Genomic DNA, 15,942 nt, shown 5'->3' with positions numbered 1-15,942 from the left:
AGACTGGTGGGGTGACTAATTCTATGGACTCTCTCTCTGCCCTCCCTCTGCGCGATGATCTGCGGGGCCGTTCACCCTACGGTGCGCCCATGATTGATGTGCCCGTGACTCTCAACGTCAATGAGAACACCCATCCCATGCCCGGTGAGGTTGTAGATGCGATTAGTCGCGATGTAGCTGCTGCAGCCCTCACGCTCAACCGCTACCCCGATCGCGAATTCTCATCGTTGCGCCAGGAATTAGCAAGCTACCTTGGTCACGGTCTGACCGCAGAGAATCTTTGGGCAGCAAATGGCTCCAACGAAATTCTGCAGCAAATCATGCAGGTCTTTGGCGGCCCCGGGCGAAGCGTCATGAGCTTTGTGCCCACCTACTCTATGTACCCCCTCCTCGCGGACGGCACCAACACTACTTTTATTGCCGGCTACAGGGCTGAGGACTACTCCCTGTCCACCGAGTTGGCTCTTGCTCAGATTCAGGAGCATCGACCCAACATCGTCATCCTCTGCTCACCTAATAACCCCACCGGCACCGGTCTTGAGCTTGGCGTGATCGAGGCTGTCTATGAGGCGGTGGCCGCTTATAACGGCATTGTAGTGGTCGATGAGGCCTACGCTGAATTCGCCCAAGACCGCTCCCGCAATGCTTTGACCCTACTCTCTGGGCGCCCCAACCTGATTGTTACCCGAACTATGAGCAAAGCCTTTGCCCTTGCAGGTGCTCGTCTTGGGTATTTCGCCGCAGCTCCCGCAGTCTGTGACGCTGTCCGCCTCGTCCGTCTGCCCTACCATCTTTCGGCGGTCACCCAGGCGACGGCTGTAGCTGCGCTTCGCCACCGCCAGCAACTCCTGGCTAATGTTGATGATATTCGAGCACAGCGCGACCGCATCGTAGATCACCTGGCCGGCTTAGGGCTAAAGCCCGCCGTATCAGACTCAAACTTTGTCTTTTTTGGTGGGTTGAAGGATGAGAAAGCGGCTTGGCAATACTTGCTGGATGCCGGCGTTCTGGTACGTGATAACGGTATACCCGGCTACCTGCGCGTCACCGCCGGAACAGAGGCAGAAACCAGTGCATTCTTAGAGCATATGACGGCATACATCGAGACATTCGAGCGATAATTTTTCTTGACCACACCATACATTGAGGTAGACATGGCAGTACCCCACCAAACATCAACTGGGCTAGGCCCCCGCATTGCAAAGATGGAGCGCAAGACCAGTGAATCATCGGTCAGCGTCGAGATCAATCTGGACGGTACCGGAGTGTCAGACATCGACACCGGCGTACCCTTCTATGACCACATGCTGACCGCACTTTCTAAGCACTCACTCATTGATATGACCATCAAGTGCTCGGGGGATACCCACATTGATGTGCACCATACCGTTGAAGACACCGGGATCGTGCTGGGCGAGGTTCTACGTCAGGCCCTGGGTGATAAGGCCGGTATTCGCCGCTTTGGTACCGCAACGGTGCCCCTAGATGAAGCGCTGGCGTCGGCAGTCGTTGATATTTCAGGGCGCCCCTATCTGGTGCACACCGGTGAACCTGCCGGCTTCGAGTTCCACCTTATCGGCGGGCACTTTACTGGTTCGATGGTGCGCCATGTATTTGAAGCTTTTGCTTACCATGCCGGTATTTGCCTTCACATTACCTTGTTGGGTGGCCGCGATCCCCACCATATTGCTGAAGCTGAGTTCAAGGCACTGGCACGGGCCCTGCGTCAGGCAGTAGAACCAGATCCCCGTCACGCAGGTATTCCTTCCACTAAGGGAGCACTCTAAATGGCAGAGCCCCAGCAGAAACCTTTAGTTGTCGTTCTGGATTACGGCGCGGGAAACGTCCGTTCAGCGGTTCGTGCCCTTGAAGAAGCCGGAGCAGAAGTGCTCCTGTCACGTCGCGAGGCTGATGTGCTGGGTGCTGATGGTCTGGTAGTGCCCGGGGTAGGTGCCTTCCAGGCGGTGATGGACGGTCTGAAGCAAGCAGATGCTATCCGTATGATCGGACGTCGCGTGGCCGGTGGGCGCCCCGTTCTGGGGATCTGCGTTGGCCTTCAGGTGATGTTTGAGCACGGCGTTGAACACGGCATTGACACCGAAGGTTTGGGTGAGTGGCCTGGAACCGTCGAAAAGCTACAAGCTGATGTGGTACCTCACATGGGCTGGAATACGGTGCGCCCGCCGGCTGGCTCCCGCCTCTTTGCGGGGATTGAAGAGGAGCGCTTCTATTTCGTGCACTCCTACGGCGTGCAGAGCTGGGACTTTGATCAGAACATCGAATCTATGGTGCCCCCTCAGGTCACATGGTCCCATCACGGCACTGACTTCATCGCCGCCGTTGAAAATGGACCTTTATCGGCTACCCAATTCCACCCCGAAAAATCAGGGGAAGCTGGCCTAAAGCTCTTGCGCAATTGGCTGAACACATTGCCCGTGACCGGCCGTATCTCAGTGCAGGAGGACTAAATGTCCGCTTCTACCTCAGGCCTGCTGCTGATGACCATTGGCATGATGTTCGTAGGCGGCGCTTATTCTTTTTATCGACAGAAAATTACTTGGATAGCCCAGCTTATTTTGCTGCTGGTGGGGCTCGGCTTCGCTGGCTATGGCCTCTACATTGTGCTCAACTACGGGTAAAAAACCTCATTTTTAGGAGAAACTATGACTGAACGACTTGAACTATTGCCCGCAGTAGATGTTGCTGACGGTCAGGCTGTGCGTCTGGTCCAGGGTGAGGCTGGCTCTGAAACCAGCTATGGTAGCCCGCTTGAAGCGGCTCTTGAATGGCAGAATGCCGGCGCTGAATGGTTGCACCTCGTTGACCTGGATGCCGCGTTTGGTCGCGGCGATAACATTGATATTCTGACTGAAGTAGCTCAGGAACTGACCATCAAGATTGAGATGTCTGGTGGTATCCGCGACGATGCTTCTTTGGAACGCGCGCTTTCCCTCAACCCTGCCCGCATCAACTTGGGCACCGCCGCACTGGAAAACCCCGAATGGACCCGTAAAGTTATCGCTGAACACGGGGATGTCATCGCTGTTGGGCTGGACGTCCGCGGGGATATTCTTGCTGCTCGCGGCTGGACTCAAGAGGGCGGCAACCTCTGGGAGGTACTGGACCGCCTGAACGAGGACGGCTGTGCCCGCTACGTGGTCACCGACGTCACCAAGGACGGCACCCTGCAGGGCCCTAACCTGGAGCTACTACGCAAGGTTGCTGAGCGCACCGACAAACCGGTAGTTGCCTCCGGGGGTATCGCTACCCTCGATGACATTGCCGCTCTGCGCACTATGGTTTCCCACGGCGTTGAAGGTGCCATTACAGGTAAAGCCCTCTACGCAGGTAAGTTCACCCTGCAGCAGGCACTTGATGTAGCAGGCCGTCCCTAATGGCCGACTTCTCGGACCGAGTGCACCGTGCTCACACCCACGGGCACGGTGGGGGAGGTGGAGACCAGCGGAATCTGCCTACCCACATCGCCGCGCAATTGGCCAGTGCCGGGCAGAAAACTGATACCGGCGGGCAGCCTTGGGAAGGGCGAAACCTTGCTGAGGGTACCAGCCACACTCACCAGTACCCGGGCGATCAGGGCACGACTGACCCGGCTCTGCAAGAGGTGTTTGACGCTTTTGTTGCTGGTGAGATTGATGAAGCTGCTGTGGTCGATGCCTTGCGCAATGTGCGTATTTTCGCCCCGGTCGTTGCCCAGCTTTCCCAGGCAGAAATTACCGAAGCTGGGTTAGTCTCGGATAAAGAATCAGATATGGCTCTGGTCAGCATTCAGGCACCGGACGGTCGTAAGGCCTTGCCAATCTTCACGGCGGTCGATGCTTTGACTGGCTGGCACGATTTGGCTCGCCCGGTGGCCGCTGACATGCGTAAAACCGCTCTCTCAGCGGTGGAAGATGATAACCAGCTCATCGTTATCAATCCCGGTCAAAACCTGACCTTTGTACTGCGCCGCCCGGCCTTCTGGGCCATTGCTAAAGGTCAAGAATGGGTGCCCTCCTACCGCAACTCGCAGGTAGCCCAGGCACTCCAAGACATTGCCGCCCCCATCTCAGCAGTGACTGCTGTCGAGGCTGCCCCGGGGCAGGGAGTCTATAGCCGTACAGCAGACGGCATTGTGCTGGCAGGCGGTGGTCACGGGCCTGAACTAAAAATTACACTGCGTTTAGCACTCGGTCTTACACAAGATCAGCTTAACCACACGGTGCAGACCTTTCAGCAGGGGCTGGCCATTAACCCGGTCATCTCGGAGCTGGTTGATTCCGTGCAGATCTCCCTAGCGTCTGCCTCATAGCGAGGGCTGATAGGGCGCCATCAGCACTAGCTATGCAGAGCAAAAGCGGGTACCCTTCCGTCGACTGACTCTCTCGCAGGCTCGCACGCAATGCGCGCCAGCTTGGAGCCGTCGATTTCTGGGATGCCCGCCTTTACTCTTCTACGCGGGGCAGTAAGGTCCTTTTAGAAGACGGGGCCGGTGAACTTTTCGCCTGGGCCCTGACCTGGCTTGTCGGGGAAGGCTGAGGCTTCGCGGAAGGCCAGCTGGAGCGAGCGCAGACCGTCGCGCAGGGGCGCAGCGTGCTGTGAGCCAATTTCGGGCGCCGCCGCGGTGACGAAACCTGCAAGGGCGGTGATCAGTTTGCGAGCTTCGTCCAGGTCTTTGAGGTCAGCTGCGTTTTCTTCTGCACCTAGCCCGCATTTGACCGCGGCGGCACTCATCAGGTGGACGGCGGCGGTGGTGATGACCTCAACTGCTGGCACCTCGGCGATATCCCGCATCTGGGCGTTGACTTCTTCGAGTTGCTCAGCGGTCACACCTTCTGGGAGCTGGGTTTCATCGGGCTGCTGGTCTTCAAAACGGTAGGTAGATTCGTTACTCATGGTTACTAGAATCTCACATAGGTTGCAACCGGTGTGAATCGCTGGTCACACTCTGGCATTTTGTTGCCTATTAATCCTTGAAAGTGGTCTTTAAGTCTTGATAAATAGGGCCAAAGCACGTAGAGTTCTAAGGTGTTTGCAAGCGGAACGTTTTAGTTCCCACCCGCATCAGCTCTAGCGTTGACGGGTTATGGCCTTAAGGTCGCAGTGTTTTGTTGCGTGCAGTTTAGGTTAAGGGTTACAGGCCTCCGTTTGCTTTACCACAACGGGGGCTTTTTTAGTCCCCGAGAGAAATTCACGGGTATAACCCTACAAGCAACAGGAGCTTAGTCATTAGCGATCCCCGCATCAACGACCGTATTCGCGTTCCGGAAGTCCGTCTCGTCGGCCCCGGTGGTGAACAGGTCGGTATTGTCCGTGTAGAAGATGCACTGCGTCTTGCTCAGGAATCCGATCTCGACCTGGTTGAGGTTGCCCCTAACGCTAAGCCGCCCGTGTGCAAGTTGATGGACTTCGGCAAGTACAAGTACGAAGCCGCTGTTAAGGCTCGTGAATCTCGCAAGAAGCAGGTTAACGCCTCGCTGAAGGAAATCCGTTTCCGCCTCAAAATTGACACCCATGACTACGAAACCAAGGTAGGGCACGCACGTCGTTTCCTTGCCGGTGGTGACAAAGTCAAGGCTATGATTCAGTTCCGTGGTCGTGAACAGCAGCGCCCCGAGATGGGTGTGCGTTTGCTCGAGCGCATGGCGAATGACCTGGTTGAGGTGAGCTCGATTGAATCGAAGCCTCGCGTTGACGGTCGTAACATGGTGATGGTTCTTGCCCCGCTGCGCGGCAAGCAGGATGTTCGCCGTGACGCCCAGCAGGAGAGCAGCCGCAAGGGTCGCGAACGCGTTAACACCACTGAGGCAACCCCTGTAACTAACTCGCTGGCAGATGCAATGCCCGCTGAGCTCAAGGCGCAGGCGTCAGCCGAATAAGGAACTGGTTAGACTACCGGCCCCGCATGCAACATGTGCGGTGCAAGGTCAAAGATTTACGCATAATCCCGCCGTCCCCCACGGTCAGGTGGTTGATGCAGCGTGAAAACCAAACCCCTTTCATAGACGAACCCAATACAGCGGTGTTCGTTTAGTGTAGAGTTCCTCATCGCCCGAGAGGGCGGGAGGGTAGAACGTAAGGAGAATCGGCTCATGCCGAAGCAGAAGACCCACTCTGGTGCAAAAAAGCGCTTCAAGCTCACCGGTACCGGCAAGGTTAAGCGCCAGCAGGCCAACCGCCGTCACTACCTTGAGCACAAGTCATCACGCGTGACCCGCCGTCTGGCATCTGACCAGATCGTTGAAGGCGGTCAGGCCAAGGTCATCAAGAAGATGCTCGGTAAATAAAACCGTCTTCTTTTTGAAGCTCTGACCTCAGAGACATGAGGTCGCACCAAAGTAGATAATTATTTCTCTCCTGCGCAACGCTAGATTATTGGTTGCCAGGACATAGATGTTAGGAGACACACGTGGCACGTGTGAAGCGCGCGGTTAACGCGCACAAGAAGCGCCGAGTAGTTCTTGAACGCGCATCCGGCTACCGTGGCCAGCGTTCACGCCTTTACCGTAAGGCTAAAGAGCAGGTCATTCACTCACTGGTTTACAGCTACGACCACCGTCGTAAGAAGAAGGGCGACTTCCGTCGTCTCTGGATTCAGCGTATCAACGCAGCTGCCCGTGCAGAAGGCCTGACTTACAACCGTTTCATCCAGGGCCTGAAGGCTGCTGAGGTTGAAGTTGATCGCCGTATGCTGGCTGAGCTGGCTGTCAACGAGCCCGCTGCTTTCTCAGCACTGGTTCAGGTTGCTAAAGATAACCTGCCTGAGGACACCTCAGCTCCCAAGGCTGCCTAAGCTCTAGCTTTCTCAGCTGATAAGGACGCCGCTGCTCCCCGTTTGGGGAGTGGCGGCGTCCTTTTGTGTGCCAGTCAGAAATACTTGAACGAAGGAAGGAGATGTGGCATCCGCCAACTGATCCTCTGACGGCCTCGTGCCAAGCGCTCGCCCGTACTTCACGCCAGCCCCGACCAGCTAGCGGACATACCCCTCATCCTCACCTGTAGTTGGCTTACCCACTACCCCCTAACCTTCTGCCATCGCTCGGTCTTTGCGCCCTTGCCCACACCTGGCTGCTTGGCCGGGGCGGGCGTGAGACAATGGAGGCTATGGATTTTTTTGAGCGTCTTGCTACCCCCGTCATTATGAACAACCCCTCCGCTGATCGTGTGAAGGATGTGGCCAAGCTAGCTAACCGCAGCGGTCGCACCAAGAGCGGCCAGTTCCTCGTGGAGGGGCCGCAGGCGGTGCGCGAGGCGCTGCTGGCTCACCAGAAGAAGCCCTTACTGGATGCGGTCTACATTACTGAGAAGGCTTTTGACCGTCACGAAGATTTGGTTGAACTGTTGGAAGAAGTGCACGGTAGCCCTACTCCTGAGCCCGGCCGTAAGGTCTTTATGCGTATGGTGACCGATGAGGTTCTGGCGGCTATGGCTGAAGCAGTGACCCCGCAGGGCATTGTTGCCGTGGCTTTCCAGCGGGAGATTTCTCCGGCTGATATCTGGGGTGAGGGCGCTATCAACCCCAAGCTGGTTGCTGTGCTGACCCGTGTGCAGGATCCGGGTAATGCTGGCACGATTGTGCGTGCGGCTGATGCTGCCGGTGCTGACCTCATTATTACCACCAAGGGAACTGTTGATCTTTATAACCCCAAGGCAGTGCGCTCTACCGCTGGCTCTCTCTTCCACCTGCCGCTGCTACAGGGCATCGATTTAGAAGATTTTGCCGAGGATGCAAAGGGCCAGGGCATAGGAGTGCTGGCTGCGGACGGTTACGGGCGGGTCAGCCTTGATGACCTGCAGGACGCCGCCTTTGCTGCCCGCGCTGGTGTTGAGCCGCGCAAGAAGGTCAAGTACGACCTTGCTGCCCCCACTATGTGGCTTTTCGGTAACGAAGCTCAGGGCCTGAACGATGAAGAGAAAGCTGCCGCTTCGCTGAGAGTAGCTGTGCCCATCCACGGTGCTGCTGAGTCGCTAAATGTAGGTATGGCTGCTGGTGTTTGCCTCTATGCTTCGGCGCTGGCTCAGAACCGTAAACGGTAATCGCAGGGTGTAGGGCTAGTTCTATGACAGACACGGTTTACCCTGTTCAGGTAGTCGGGGCGGCACTGGTTGACTCGCTGCAGAACCCCACCCGAATACTGCTGGGGCAACGGTCTGCACCACCTGCTCTGGCCGGTCTTTGGGAGTTCCCCGGCGGGAAGGTTGAACCGCAGGAGAGTTGCCAGGAGGCACTGAAACGAGAGCTGGTCGAAGAGCTGGGGGTAGAGATTATTCTGGGGCGCGAAATCAGCGGCCCGCACCCGCAGGGGTGGCCACTGAACGAGAAAGCCTCCATGCGTGTCTGGTTAGCTGAAATAATTGACGGCCAACCGGCAACCCTTCAGGATCACCTGGCTCTGGAATGGTTTCCCCTTGATTCTGAGCTCCTCAAGGTTGCCTGGATTCCGGCTAACCTACCTATCACCAGAGCGATACTGAGCCTCTAAGTGTGATCACCCAGCGTCGCTGAAGATTGTGCCCCTGACCTCATGTGAGGTCGGGGGCTTTGCCTTACTTGCATCATCAACTAGTATGGTGAAGAAACGAAGGGGAGTAGCTCCCACACTGGCACCTCGCAGGTGCCCAAGCGGTGTATCGACATACTGGTTGCTTCTCAAACCCGGTGCACCACCTGCCGTATCACCCCAGATACCGGCAGGCGAGCAAGACCTTCGGCAGACGACTTTAACCCCAGTGACGTGGGTAGCCGCTGCCGAAGTGTGCGCTCGCATAACGGTACGGTCTACCGGCTCAATCACTGACTGAACAGACAGCGAGCTCATGCCCAGTACACCGCACCCAGTCCAGCTTCACCACGCTGCCACCAACCCCACATCCGCTCAAATTCGCAGGTGGCGCCGCTACCTGGCAGAAGAAATCTCCGAAGCCCAGGTTTACACAGCACTGGCAAAACTCTCCACAGGCCACGAGGCAGAAATCTTGCAGTCGGTGGCAGATGCTGAAAAGCGGCACCAGAACCATTGGCGTGCACTGCTGGGTGAACACGCCCACCCCGAACCGCGTCCGTCCGCTTCTGCAAAACTCCTCGAACTGCTTGCCAAAAACTTCGGTACCGTTTTTGTGCTAGCTCTTGCCCAGCGAGCAGAGGGGCGCTCACCCTACCGCGAGGATCCGGACGCCACCGAAGCGATGGCAGCCGATGAAGCGATTCATGAAGAAATCATTCGGGCGCTCTCGACGAGCGGACGCGAAAAACTGTCGGGCAACTTTCGCGCCGCCGTCTTCGGCGCTAACGATGGTCTGGTCTCTAACGTAGCTCTCATTATGGGTATCGGGGCATCGGGTGCCTCTAACTCGATGGTCCTACTCTCCGGTATCGCCGGCCTGCTAGCAGGTGCCCTCTCCATGGCAGCCGGTGAATTCGTATCAGTGCGCTCGCAGCGAGAACTGCTAGACGCCTCCCGCCCCACCCAGGTGACCCTATCGGTGGCTAAGGATCTTGATATTGATCAGAATGAGCTGGTTCTCATTTACAAGGCACGCGGCATGAGTGAAGAGGCCGCCCAGCATCGTGCCATGGAACGTTTTGGGCACTTAGACTGTGACTGTGACCCATCACTGTCTTTCAAGGAGGTTGTTGAGGGAGAAGAGCACGAAGAAGAGCACGGGGCTCTTGGCTCAGATATCGGTGCTTCAGCCTCAAGCTTCGCCTTCTTTGCGTCCGGTGCCCTGGTTCCGATTCTGCCCTATATCTTTGGAGCCAGTGGCACCTTCGCTATGGTGCTGTCCCTAGCGCTGGTCGGTATTGCCCTCATGATTACCGGCGGCGTAGTGGGTCTGTTCTCTGGTGCCTCACCAATGAAGAGAGGCCTGCGTCAGCTGGCAATCGGTTACGGTGCAGCGCTAGCAACCTACCTGCTGGGGCTCCTCTTTGGTGCGACGGTAGGTTAGGTGACCTGATGATGTATGGGTAAGTCGGTGTTGTTTCTTGAGCGCTTCTCACGCGATGCGTGAACGGTGAGGTATGCCTCGATTGGCTGATGACAAAGCGCACCGATTATGTTCACTAAGACCTAAACCCACTTACCTTAATGTCCCGTTGCAATCAGCGGGACGCTTCTTTATGTCGCGCGCGCAAAGTGCTCTAAAATAAAGAACTGATGCCCTGGGCGCCCGGCGAAAAACCCTGTGCCCGCCAACAACAGATGTGAAGAGATGTGTCTATGACTGATTCTTTGCCCGAGGTACCTGAAAACCCCACTCCTTTTCAGGTTCTGGCTAATATCCGAGCAATTTTAGACAAGGACCCCCAAAACGGTCTTGAGACCGTTAAGCAGGCATGTGCCGCTGAGCTTGATCGAGCGCTACACGAGATTGCAGAAAAGGCTTCTGATTTCGAGGAGCTCAAGCGTGTGCGTCTTGAGTTCACCGGCGACAAGGGCGGTTTCACCCTAGCTAACAAGCAGATGCGAGATCTGGCTAAGGAGCACAAAGCTGAGGTTGGCAAGCTCATGGGCCAGGCTCGCGGACGTCTGGCTAAGGCACTAGAGACCCGCAACGCGGAGCTTGAAGAAGAGCGCGCTGCTCGCATTCTCGTGGAAGAGGCAGTAGACGTCACGGCCCATACTCCCCGCCGCCGCGTGGGTGCGCGTCACCCCATCAACGTGCTCCAGGAGCAGATGTGTGACATCTTCGTTAGCATGGGCTGGGAGGTTGCCGACGGCCCCGAGCTGGAATCCGAGTGGTACAACTTTGACTCCCTCAACTTCCCGCCGGACCACCCTGCCCGCGAACTGCAAGATACTTTCTTCGTTGAGCCGGTCAGCTCACACCTGATGTTGCGCACCCACACCTCACCGGTGCAGATGCGCTCGCTCCTGACCCGCGACGTCCCGCTCTACGTGGTCTGCCCCGGCCAGGTCTACCGCACCGACGAGTTGGACGCCACCCACACCCCGGTCTTCCACCAAATCGAGGGCCTGGCCGTCGACAAGGGTCTGACCATGGCAGACCTCAAGGGCACCCTGGAACACATGGCACGCGCCATGTTCGGCGAAGACGCCAAAATCCGCCTGCGACCTAACTTCTTCCCCTTCACCGAACCTTCCGCTGAGCTGGATGTCTGGCACCCTGACGCCAAGGGCGGCCCCCGCTGGATTGAATGGGGTGGCTGTGGCATGGTCAACCCCAACGTCCTGCGCGCAGCAGGCGTGGACCCCGAGGTCTACTCCGGCTTCGCCTTCGGCATGGGCATCGAACGTACCCTCATGTTCCGCAACGGCGTTCAGGACATGCGTGACATGATCGAAGGCGACATCCGTTTCTCACAGCAGTTCAAGATGGAGATCTAACCCAATGCGAATTCCCCTTTCCTGGCTCCGTGAATACGCGCCCGTCCCGGCAGACGCAACCGCCGAAGATGTCATGGCCGCCCTAGTTAAGGTTGGCCTTGAAGAAGAAGGCGTCCACCGTCCCACCGACGAGCTCACCGGCCCCATTGTGGTCGGCCAGGTGCTTTCGATGGAACCTGAAACCCACTCCAACGGTAAGACCGTGAACTGGTGCCAGGTGCGCGTGGTTCCCGAGGGCCAGACACAGACTCTGACCGGCAAAGGTATTGAAGAGTCCGGCGTGCAGGGCATTATCTGCGGTGCTCACAACTTTGCACCCGGTGACAAGGTAGTAGTTACCCTGCCTGGTGCCGTCCTCCCCGGTGGCTTTGCTATCACTGCCCGCAAGACCTACGGCCATAAATCCGCTGGCATGATTGCATCCGTGCGTGAGCTGGGGATTGGTGATGACCACGACGGCATCCTGGTACTCTCCACCCTGGGCCTTGACCCAGAACTTGGCTCGGACGCCATGGAATTGCTGGGCCTCTACGACGAGGCTGCAGAAGTCAACGTCACCCCCGACCGCGGCTACGCCTTATCGATGCGCGGCATCGCCCGCGAATACTGCCACGCAACCGGTGAGACCTTTGATGACTTCGTGCTGGATCTGGCAGCCAAGGCACCTGCGGCTAATGCCGGCGGCCTGCCTGTCACCCTCACTGACTCCGCCCCCATCCACGGCAAGGACGGCTGTACCCGCTTCGTCACTCGCCAGGTGACCGGTGTCAACGCAGCAGCCCCCGTGCCCACCTGGATGTCATCACGTCTGCGCCTGGCTGGCGTCCGATCCATCTCACTGCCGGTTGATATCTCCAACTACGTGATGCTCGAAACTGGCCAGCCGCTGCACTTCTACGACGCAGATAAGCTGGATGGCGGTATCACCGTTCGCCGTGCCCAGGCGGGGGAGAAGCTCACTACTTTGGACGAGAAGGTCCGCGAGCTACACCCCGAAGACCTGCTCATTACTGATTCGACGGGACCCATCGGCCTTGCCGGCGTGATGGGTGGGGCTAGTACCGAGGTCGGCACCGAGACCACCAACATCCTTATTGAAGCTGCCCGCTTTGACGAAGTCTCTATCGCCCGCACCTCCCGCCGTCACAAGCTCTCTTCGGATGCTTCCAAGCGTTTTGAGCGCGGCGTTGATCCCGAGCTCCAGGCTGCAGCCGCCCAGCGTGCCGTTGACCTGCTGGTTGAACTGGCAAGTGCCACCGTGGAAGAAGGCGTGACTGACACTGGTTCTACCGTCGAACCTACCGTCATTGACCTGCCCGCAGACTACACTGCAGGCCGCATCGGCATCGACTACACGGAAGCTCAGATTACTGAGTCCCTGGAACAGATCGGTGCTCAGGTAGAGCGTACCGAGACCGGCTACCGCGTCACCGCACCGTCCTGGCGCCCTGACCTAACGGATAAGGAGCACCTCACTGAGGAAATTGCCCGCCTAGTCGGTTACGATCTGATCCCCTCAACCCTTCCCGTAGCACCCCCCGGTCAAGGCCTGAGCACTGAGCAGCTCCTGCGCCGTCGCGCCCTCAACGCGTTGGCCGCGTCGGGCTTGACCGAGGTATCGGCTTACCCCTTTGTTTCGGAGGACGACAACAACCTTTGGGCAAGCCCGGTTGCCGGGGAAACCGTGAAGTCAATACGCCTAGCTAACCCCATTGCTTCCCAGCAGGGCTGGATGCGCCGTTCACTGCTGCCCGGCCTGACCGAGGTGCTCAAGCGTAACCTATCCCGTGGCTTCAAGAACCTTGCAATTTACGAAACCGGCCACGTCTTCATCCCCGGTGCTCAGCACGGTTCATCTCAGATTCCCGGTCTGGGTGTGCGGCCCTCCGATGAGGTCCTAGCAGATCTTAACGCCGGCATCCCGGACCAGCCTCGCCACATCGCAGGTCTTTTCTGCGGTCTGGTGCACGAAGAAACCCCCGGTGCCGTTCCCCATTCTCTGGACTGGCGTGACGCCCTTGACTCTGCCACCCTGGTAGCAGATGTTATCGGTGTGAAGCTAGAGGTTGTAAAGGGTGAGCACCAGGCCTTCCACCCCGGCCGTACCGCAGCCCTAACCCTGGCAGATGGCACCGTCATCGGTTACGCGGGTGAACTTCACCCCAAGCTTCTAGCAGAACTGGACATGCCCGAGCGCACTGCCGCTTTCGAGCTCAACTTCTCAGCACTGCTGAACGGTCGCGGTGGTCCGACCATCGCCACCGGCATCTCCGGCTACCCGGCCACCAACCAGGACGTCGCGCTAATCGTTGACGCTGATGTCCCGGCTAAGGCTGTTGCTGCTGCCCTGGCTGAGGGTGCAGGTGACCTGCTGGAGGACGTCCGCGTCTTTGATGATTACCGCGGCGCCGGTATCGATGAAGGTAAGAAGTCCCTAGCCTTTGCACTGCGCTTCCGAGCCACCGACCGAACCCTAACCGCTGATGAGGCAAGTGCAGCCCGCTCCTCAGGTGTAGCTGTCGCAGCAGACCGGTTTGGAGCTGTCCAGCGCTAAGGCACAGCTAGAGACATAATCTGCGCCCGGCTTCTGCCCGCCCACCTAGCGCGGGCAGAAGCCGGGTGCTCATCGCTCCTCCACCCACCAAAGCGCAAAGAAAGTTTCGCCCGGGTTGCCGCCCCTCTTTGAGCTCAAGTAGTCTTGAAAGACCACCTGCCCAACCGAGTAGACCTTATCCAACGAAAGCGATACCGTGAGCCCACAGCGCGAATCAGAAAATAACGACAACCTACAGGGAGAAGACCTCCTTGCCGGTGAGCGCGCAGGCGGGTTCTTTGGCCTCAACGATGAAGATGAGCTTGAGGAAACTCGCGGCCCCATTCTGCCCAAGCTCATTGCGGCGGGGCTCATGCTACTGGTGTCGCTCATTGCCCTGCTCCTGCTTGTGAGCGGCGTACGCACCTACAGCGAAGCCCGCGAAAATGAGGGCTACGAAAACAAGTCCTGGGTGATTCAAGGCACCCTTGAAGATCTCACCAAAGATTTGCAGGGCGATAAGAACGTGGGTATCTACGCGGGAGCTCTTCCCGATGATGAAGCCATGAACGATAAGACTTTTGTCTCTGATGTAGCGGATTCAGTTTCCGTTGACCCCAATCAGGGCGTTAAGTTCCGTGGCTCCCAGACTGGGCGCGTCAAGAGCGACTTCCCCGAAAAGGTCGATGCCCTGCTCGTTGAAAACGCTGACGGCAACCTCACCGTCGCCCGCACCGGCGAAACCGGCACCCTGGTGCCCGTCACCGAAAGCACCGTAGGCTCCCAGAAAGCCAACGCGATGTTCAAACTGGGCGGCGCCATCCTGGTCTTCGGCGCTGGAGTAGTCGGCACCTTCTTCATAATCCGCAAGAAAAAAGAAGAGGTTTAGCAACAGATGGAGGCTAGGCGCGCTCGCAGCCGACTGACTTTCTGAAGTGCGGCTCATAAGACTAGGGGAGCAGGAGCACCTTGCCGCGAGTCTTGCGGGCCTCTAGATAGGTGTGAGCTTCCGCTGCCTGGGCCAGTGGGAAGGTCTGATCCACGGTTAGGTTGAGGTCACCTGATTCAATTGCGTCAAAGAGTTCACCCATGCGCCAGCTAATTTCCTGGCGGTCTTGGGAGTAGTGCGCTAGGGTGGGGCGGGTGACGTAGAGAGAGCCTAGCCCGTTGAGCTTTTGCAGGTCAAAGGGTGCTACCTGCCCGGAAGCCCCACCGAAGAGCACCGCCATGCCGCGGGTTTTTAGCACAGTCAGTGACTGTTCAAATGTATCTTTACCCACGCCATCGTAGACGACGTCTAGACCGGCACCATCGGTAAGGTCCTTAATATTTTCTGCAAAACCTTCATAGCGCAGAACATGGTCAGCCCCGTGAGCTGTCGCAATTTTAGCTTTCTCATCGGAGGAAACAGTGGTGAAAACTGTGGCTCCACGAGCCTTGAGCAACTGAATGGCGATGCCACCCACTCCACCTGCACCGGCGTGAATAAGGACCTTATGTCCTGGCTCCACCCGGAAAGTGGAGCTGATGAGGTAGTGAGCTGTCATGCCCTGGAGAGGGAGAGCCCCGGCGTCCTCCCAGCTGATACTCTCGGGTACCTGAACAGCGAGCTCTTGGTCCACTAGAAAATACTCAGCATAGGTAGCCGTCGCGTTGGCAGTGGCTAGCCGATCACCCACCGAGAAATGAGTGACGTCAGAACCCACTGCCACCACTTCACCGGTAGACTCAGTGCCGGGAACGAAAGGGAGTGGCACCGAGTACACACCGGCACGCTGGTAGGTCTCAATGAAGTTAATGCCCACTGCACGAGTCTTCACCAGCACCTGGGTGGAGCCGGGGGTAGGGAGGGGAAGCTGTGCTGGAACCAGGACGTCAGGCGCCCCTGTTGCTTCAAAATGTACTGTGGTCATAGTGGTATTAGTCATGATTTTAAGCCTACTCCCAAATCTAAGATTATCGATGTTAATGGCTAATTGTTTGGACTGGGCTTGGGTTAGCGCATCTTCACCCTAGCCTGCCTCTATCTGAGGTAAAGCGTCCGTATCCCGAAACAATCTGTAT

The 15,942-nt window shown here is 57.6% G+C and carries 17 protein-coding genes; 15 read left to right on the top strand and 2 right to left on the bottom strand.

The window, feature by feature from the left end:
* Window positions 1-11: 11 nt before the first annotated feature.
* Genes ABD982_RS06675 through ABD982_RS06650 form a run of 6 tightly spaced genes read left to right on the top strand, consistent with a single transcriptional unit; the run spans window position 12 to window position 4,309 of the window.
* Window positions 12-1,121, top strand: a complete 1,110-nt coding sequence (locus tag ABD982_RS06675; protein ID WP_345445871.1) for a histidinol-phosphate transaminase — start codon at window positions 12-14, stop codon at window positions 1,119-1,121.
* 33 nt (window positions 1,122-1,154) lie between these two features.
* A complete protein-coding gene (hisB, locus tag ABD982_RS06670; RefSeq protein WP_251380883.1) occupies window positions 1,155-1,787 on the top strand; it encodes an imidazoleglycerol-phosphate dehydratase HisB in 633 nt (210 codons plus the stop codon).
* Window positions 1,788-2,468: an imidazole glycerol phosphate synthase subunit HisH gene (hisH, locus tag ABD982_RS06665; RefSeq protein ID WP_251380839.1), complete on the top strand. Its 681-nt coding sequence runs from the start codon at window positions 1,788-1,790 to the stop codon at window positions 2,466-2,468.
* The gene (locus ABD982_RS06660; protein WP_251380840.1) at window positions 2,469-2,639 is read left to right on the top strand and encodes a hypothetical protein; all 171 of its coding nucleotides are present in this window, start codon (window positions 2,469-2,471) and stop codon (window positions 2,637-2,639) included.
* Between the two features lie 24 nt (window positions 2,640-2,663).
* Window positions 2,664-3,395: a bifunctional 1-(5-phosphoribosyl)-5-((5-phosphoribosylamino)methylideneamino)imidazole-4-carboxamide isomerase/phosphoribosylanthranilate isomerase PriA gene (priA, locus tag ABD982_RS06655; protein WP_345445868.1), complete on the top strand. Its 732-nt coding sequence runs from the start codon at window positions 2,664-2,666 to the stop codon at window positions 3,393-3,395.
* Window positions 3,395-4,309: an SseB family protein gene (locus ABD982_RS06650; RefSeq protein ID WP_345445866.1), complete on the top strand. Its 915-nt coding sequence runs from the start codon at window positions 3,395-3,397 to the stop codon at window positions 4,307-4,309. The genes priA and ABD982_RS06650 overlap by 1 nt, the downstream gene beginning before the upstream one ends.
* Before the next feature lie 164 nt (window positions 4,310-4,473).
* Here the strand turns inward: ABD982_RS06650 and ABD982_RS06645 are convergent, their stop codons facing one another.
* Window positions 4,474-4,893 (bottom strand): DUF1844 domain-containing protein, encoded by a 420-nt coding sequence (locus ABD982_RS06645; protein WP_251380845.1) that lies wholly within the window; start codon window positions 4,891-4,893, stop codon window positions 4,474-4,476.
* Window positions 4,894-5,186: 293 nt separating this feature from the next.
* Here ABD982_RS06645 and infC point away from each other — a divergent pair, with 293 nt between their 5' ends.
* The 9 genes from infC (at window position 5,187) to ABD982_RS06600 (ending at window position 14,767) form a co-directional block, all read left to right on the top strand.
* Complete coding sequence (gene infC / locus ABD982_RS06640) at window positions 5,187-5,876, top strand: translation initiation factor IF-3 (RefSeq protein WP_345446321.1); 690 nt, start codon at window positions 5,187-5,189, stop codon at window positions 5,874-5,876.
* Between the two features lie 213 nt (window positions 5,877-6,089).
* Window positions 6,090-6,284 carry a 50S ribosomal protein L35 gene (gene rpmI / locus ABD982_RS06635; RefSeq protein ID WP_237203564.1) on the top strand — a complete coding sequence of 65 codons (195 nt, stop codon included), beginning with the start codon at window positions 6,090-6,092 and terminating at the stop codon, window positions 6,282-6,284.
* 122 nt (window positions 6,285-6,406) lie between these two features.
* Entirely contained in the window at window positions 6,407-6,790 is a 384-nt protein-coding gene (gene rplT / locus ABD982_RS06630; protein ID WP_251380846.1) for a 50S ribosomal protein L20, read from the top strand.
* Window positions 6,791-7,101: 311 nt separating this feature from the next.
* Window positions 7,102-8,034 carry a TrmH family RNA methyltransferase gene (locus ABD982_RS06625; protein ID WP_251380847.1) on the top strand — a complete coding sequence of 311 codons (933 nt, stop codon included), beginning with the start codon at window positions 7,102-7,104 and terminating at the stop codon, window positions 8,032-8,034.
* A 23-nt stretch (window positions 8,035-8,057) separates the two neighbouring features.
* Window positions 8,058-8,480, top strand: a complete 423-nt coding sequence (locus tag ABD982_RS06620; RefSeq protein ID WP_251380848.1) for a (deoxy)nucleoside triphosphate pyrophosphohydrolase — start codon at window positions 8,058-8,060, stop codon at window positions 8,478-8,480.
* Window positions 8,481-8,814: 334 nt separating this feature from the next.
* The gene (locus tag ABD982_RS06615) at window positions 8,815-9,945 is read left to right on the top strand and encodes a VIT1/CCC1 transporter family protein (RefSeq protein ID WP_345445856.1); all 1,131 of its coding nucleotides are present in this window, start codon (window positions 8,815-8,817) and stop codon (window positions 9,943-9,945) included.
* A gap of 272 nt (window positions 9,946-10,217) precedes the next feature.
* Window positions 10,218-11,345, top strand: a complete 1,128-nt coding sequence (pheS, locus tag ABD982_RS06610; RefSeq protein WP_345445854.1) for a phenylalanine--tRNA ligase subunit alpha — start codon at window positions 10,218-10,220, stop codon at window positions 11,343-11,345.
* Window positions 11,346-11,349: 4 nt separating this feature from the next.
* The gene (gene pheT / locus ABD982_RS06605) at window positions 11,350-13,899 is read left to right on the top strand and encodes a phenylalanine--tRNA ligase subunit beta (protein WP_345445852.1); all 2,550 of its coding nucleotides are present in this window, start codon (window positions 11,350-11,352) and stop codon (window positions 13,897-13,899) included.
* 196 nt (window positions 13,900-14,095) lie between these two features.
* Window positions 14,096-14,767, top strand: a complete 672-nt coding sequence (locus ABD982_RS06600; protein ID WP_345445850.1) for a hypothetical protein — start codon at window positions 14,096-14,098, stop codon at window positions 14,765-14,767.
* Window positions 14,768-14,828: 61 nt separating this feature from the next.
* Here ABD982_RS06600 and ABD982_RS06595 read toward each other — a convergent pair whose 3' ends face one another.
* On the bottom strand, window positions 14,829-15,806 hold the full coding sequence (locus ABD982_RS06595; RefSeq protein WP_345445848.1) for a quinone oxidoreductase family protein: 978 nt from the start codon (window positions 15,804-15,806) through the stop codon (window positions 14,829-14,831).
* Window positions 15,807-15,942 lie beyond the last annotated feature (136 nt).

Source organism: Rothia endophytica (assembly GCF_039543885.1).
GTDB lineage: Bacteria > Actinomycetota > Actinomycetes > Actinomycetales > Micrococcaceae > Rothia > Rothia endophytica.
Note: the sequence above shows the minus strand (reverse complement) of the source record. Positions and strands in the feature narration are given on the sequence as shown.

Excerpts from the sequence above, each read along its gene's own strand:
- hisB (WP_251380883.1), top strand. The coding sequence starts at position 1,155 with ATGGCAGTACCCCACCAAACATCAACTGGGCTAGGCCCCCGCATTGCA.
- hisH (WP_251380839.1), top strand. The coding sequence starts at position 1,788 with ATGGCAGAGCCCCAGCAGAAACCTTTAGTTGTCGTTCTGGATTACGGC.
- ABD982_RS06660 (WP_251380840.1), top strand. The coding sequence starts at position 2,469 with ATGTCCGCTTCTACCTCAGGCCTGCTGCTGATGACCATTGGCATGATG.
- priA (WP_345445868.1), top strand. The coding sequence starts at position 2,664 with ATGACTGAACGACTTGAACTATTGCCCGCAGTAGATGTTGCTGACGGT.
- ABD982_RS06650 (WP_345445866.1), top strand. The coding sequence starts at position 3,395 with ATGGCCGACTTCTCGGACCGAGTGCACCGTGCTCACACCCACGGGCAC.
- ABD982_RS06645 (WP_251380845.1), bottom strand. The coding sequence starts at position 4,893 with ATGAGTAACGAATCTACCTACCGTTTTGAAGACCAGCAGCCCGATGAA.
- rpmI (WP_237203564.1), top strand. The coding sequence starts at position 6,090 with ATGCCGAAGCAGAAGACCCACTCTGGTGCAAAAAAGCGCTTCAAGCTC.
- ABD982_RS06625 (WP_251380847.1), top strand. The coding sequence starts at position 7,102 with ATGGATTTTTTTGAGCGTCTTGCTACCCCCGTCATTATGAACAACCCC.
- ABD982_RS06620 (WP_251380848.1), top strand. The coding sequence starts at position 8,058 with ATGACAGACACGGTTTACCCTGTTCAGGTAGTCGGGGCGGCACTGGTT.
- ABD982_RS06615 (WP_345445856.1), top strand. The coding sequence starts at position 8,815 with ATGCCCAGTACACCGCACCCAGTCCAGCTTCACCACGCTGCCACCAAC.
- pheS (WP_345445854.1), top strand. The coding sequence starts at position 10,218 with ATGACTGATTCTTTGCCCGAGGTACCTGAAAACCCCACTCCTTTTCAG.
- pheT (WP_345445852.1), top strand. The coding sequence starts at position 11,350 with ATGCGAATTCCCCTTTCCTGGCTCCGTGAATACGCGCCCGTCCCGGCA.
- ABD982_RS06595 (WP_345445848.1), bottom strand. The coding sequence starts at position 15,806 with ATGACTAATACCACTATGACCACAGTACATTTTGAAGCAACAGGGGCG.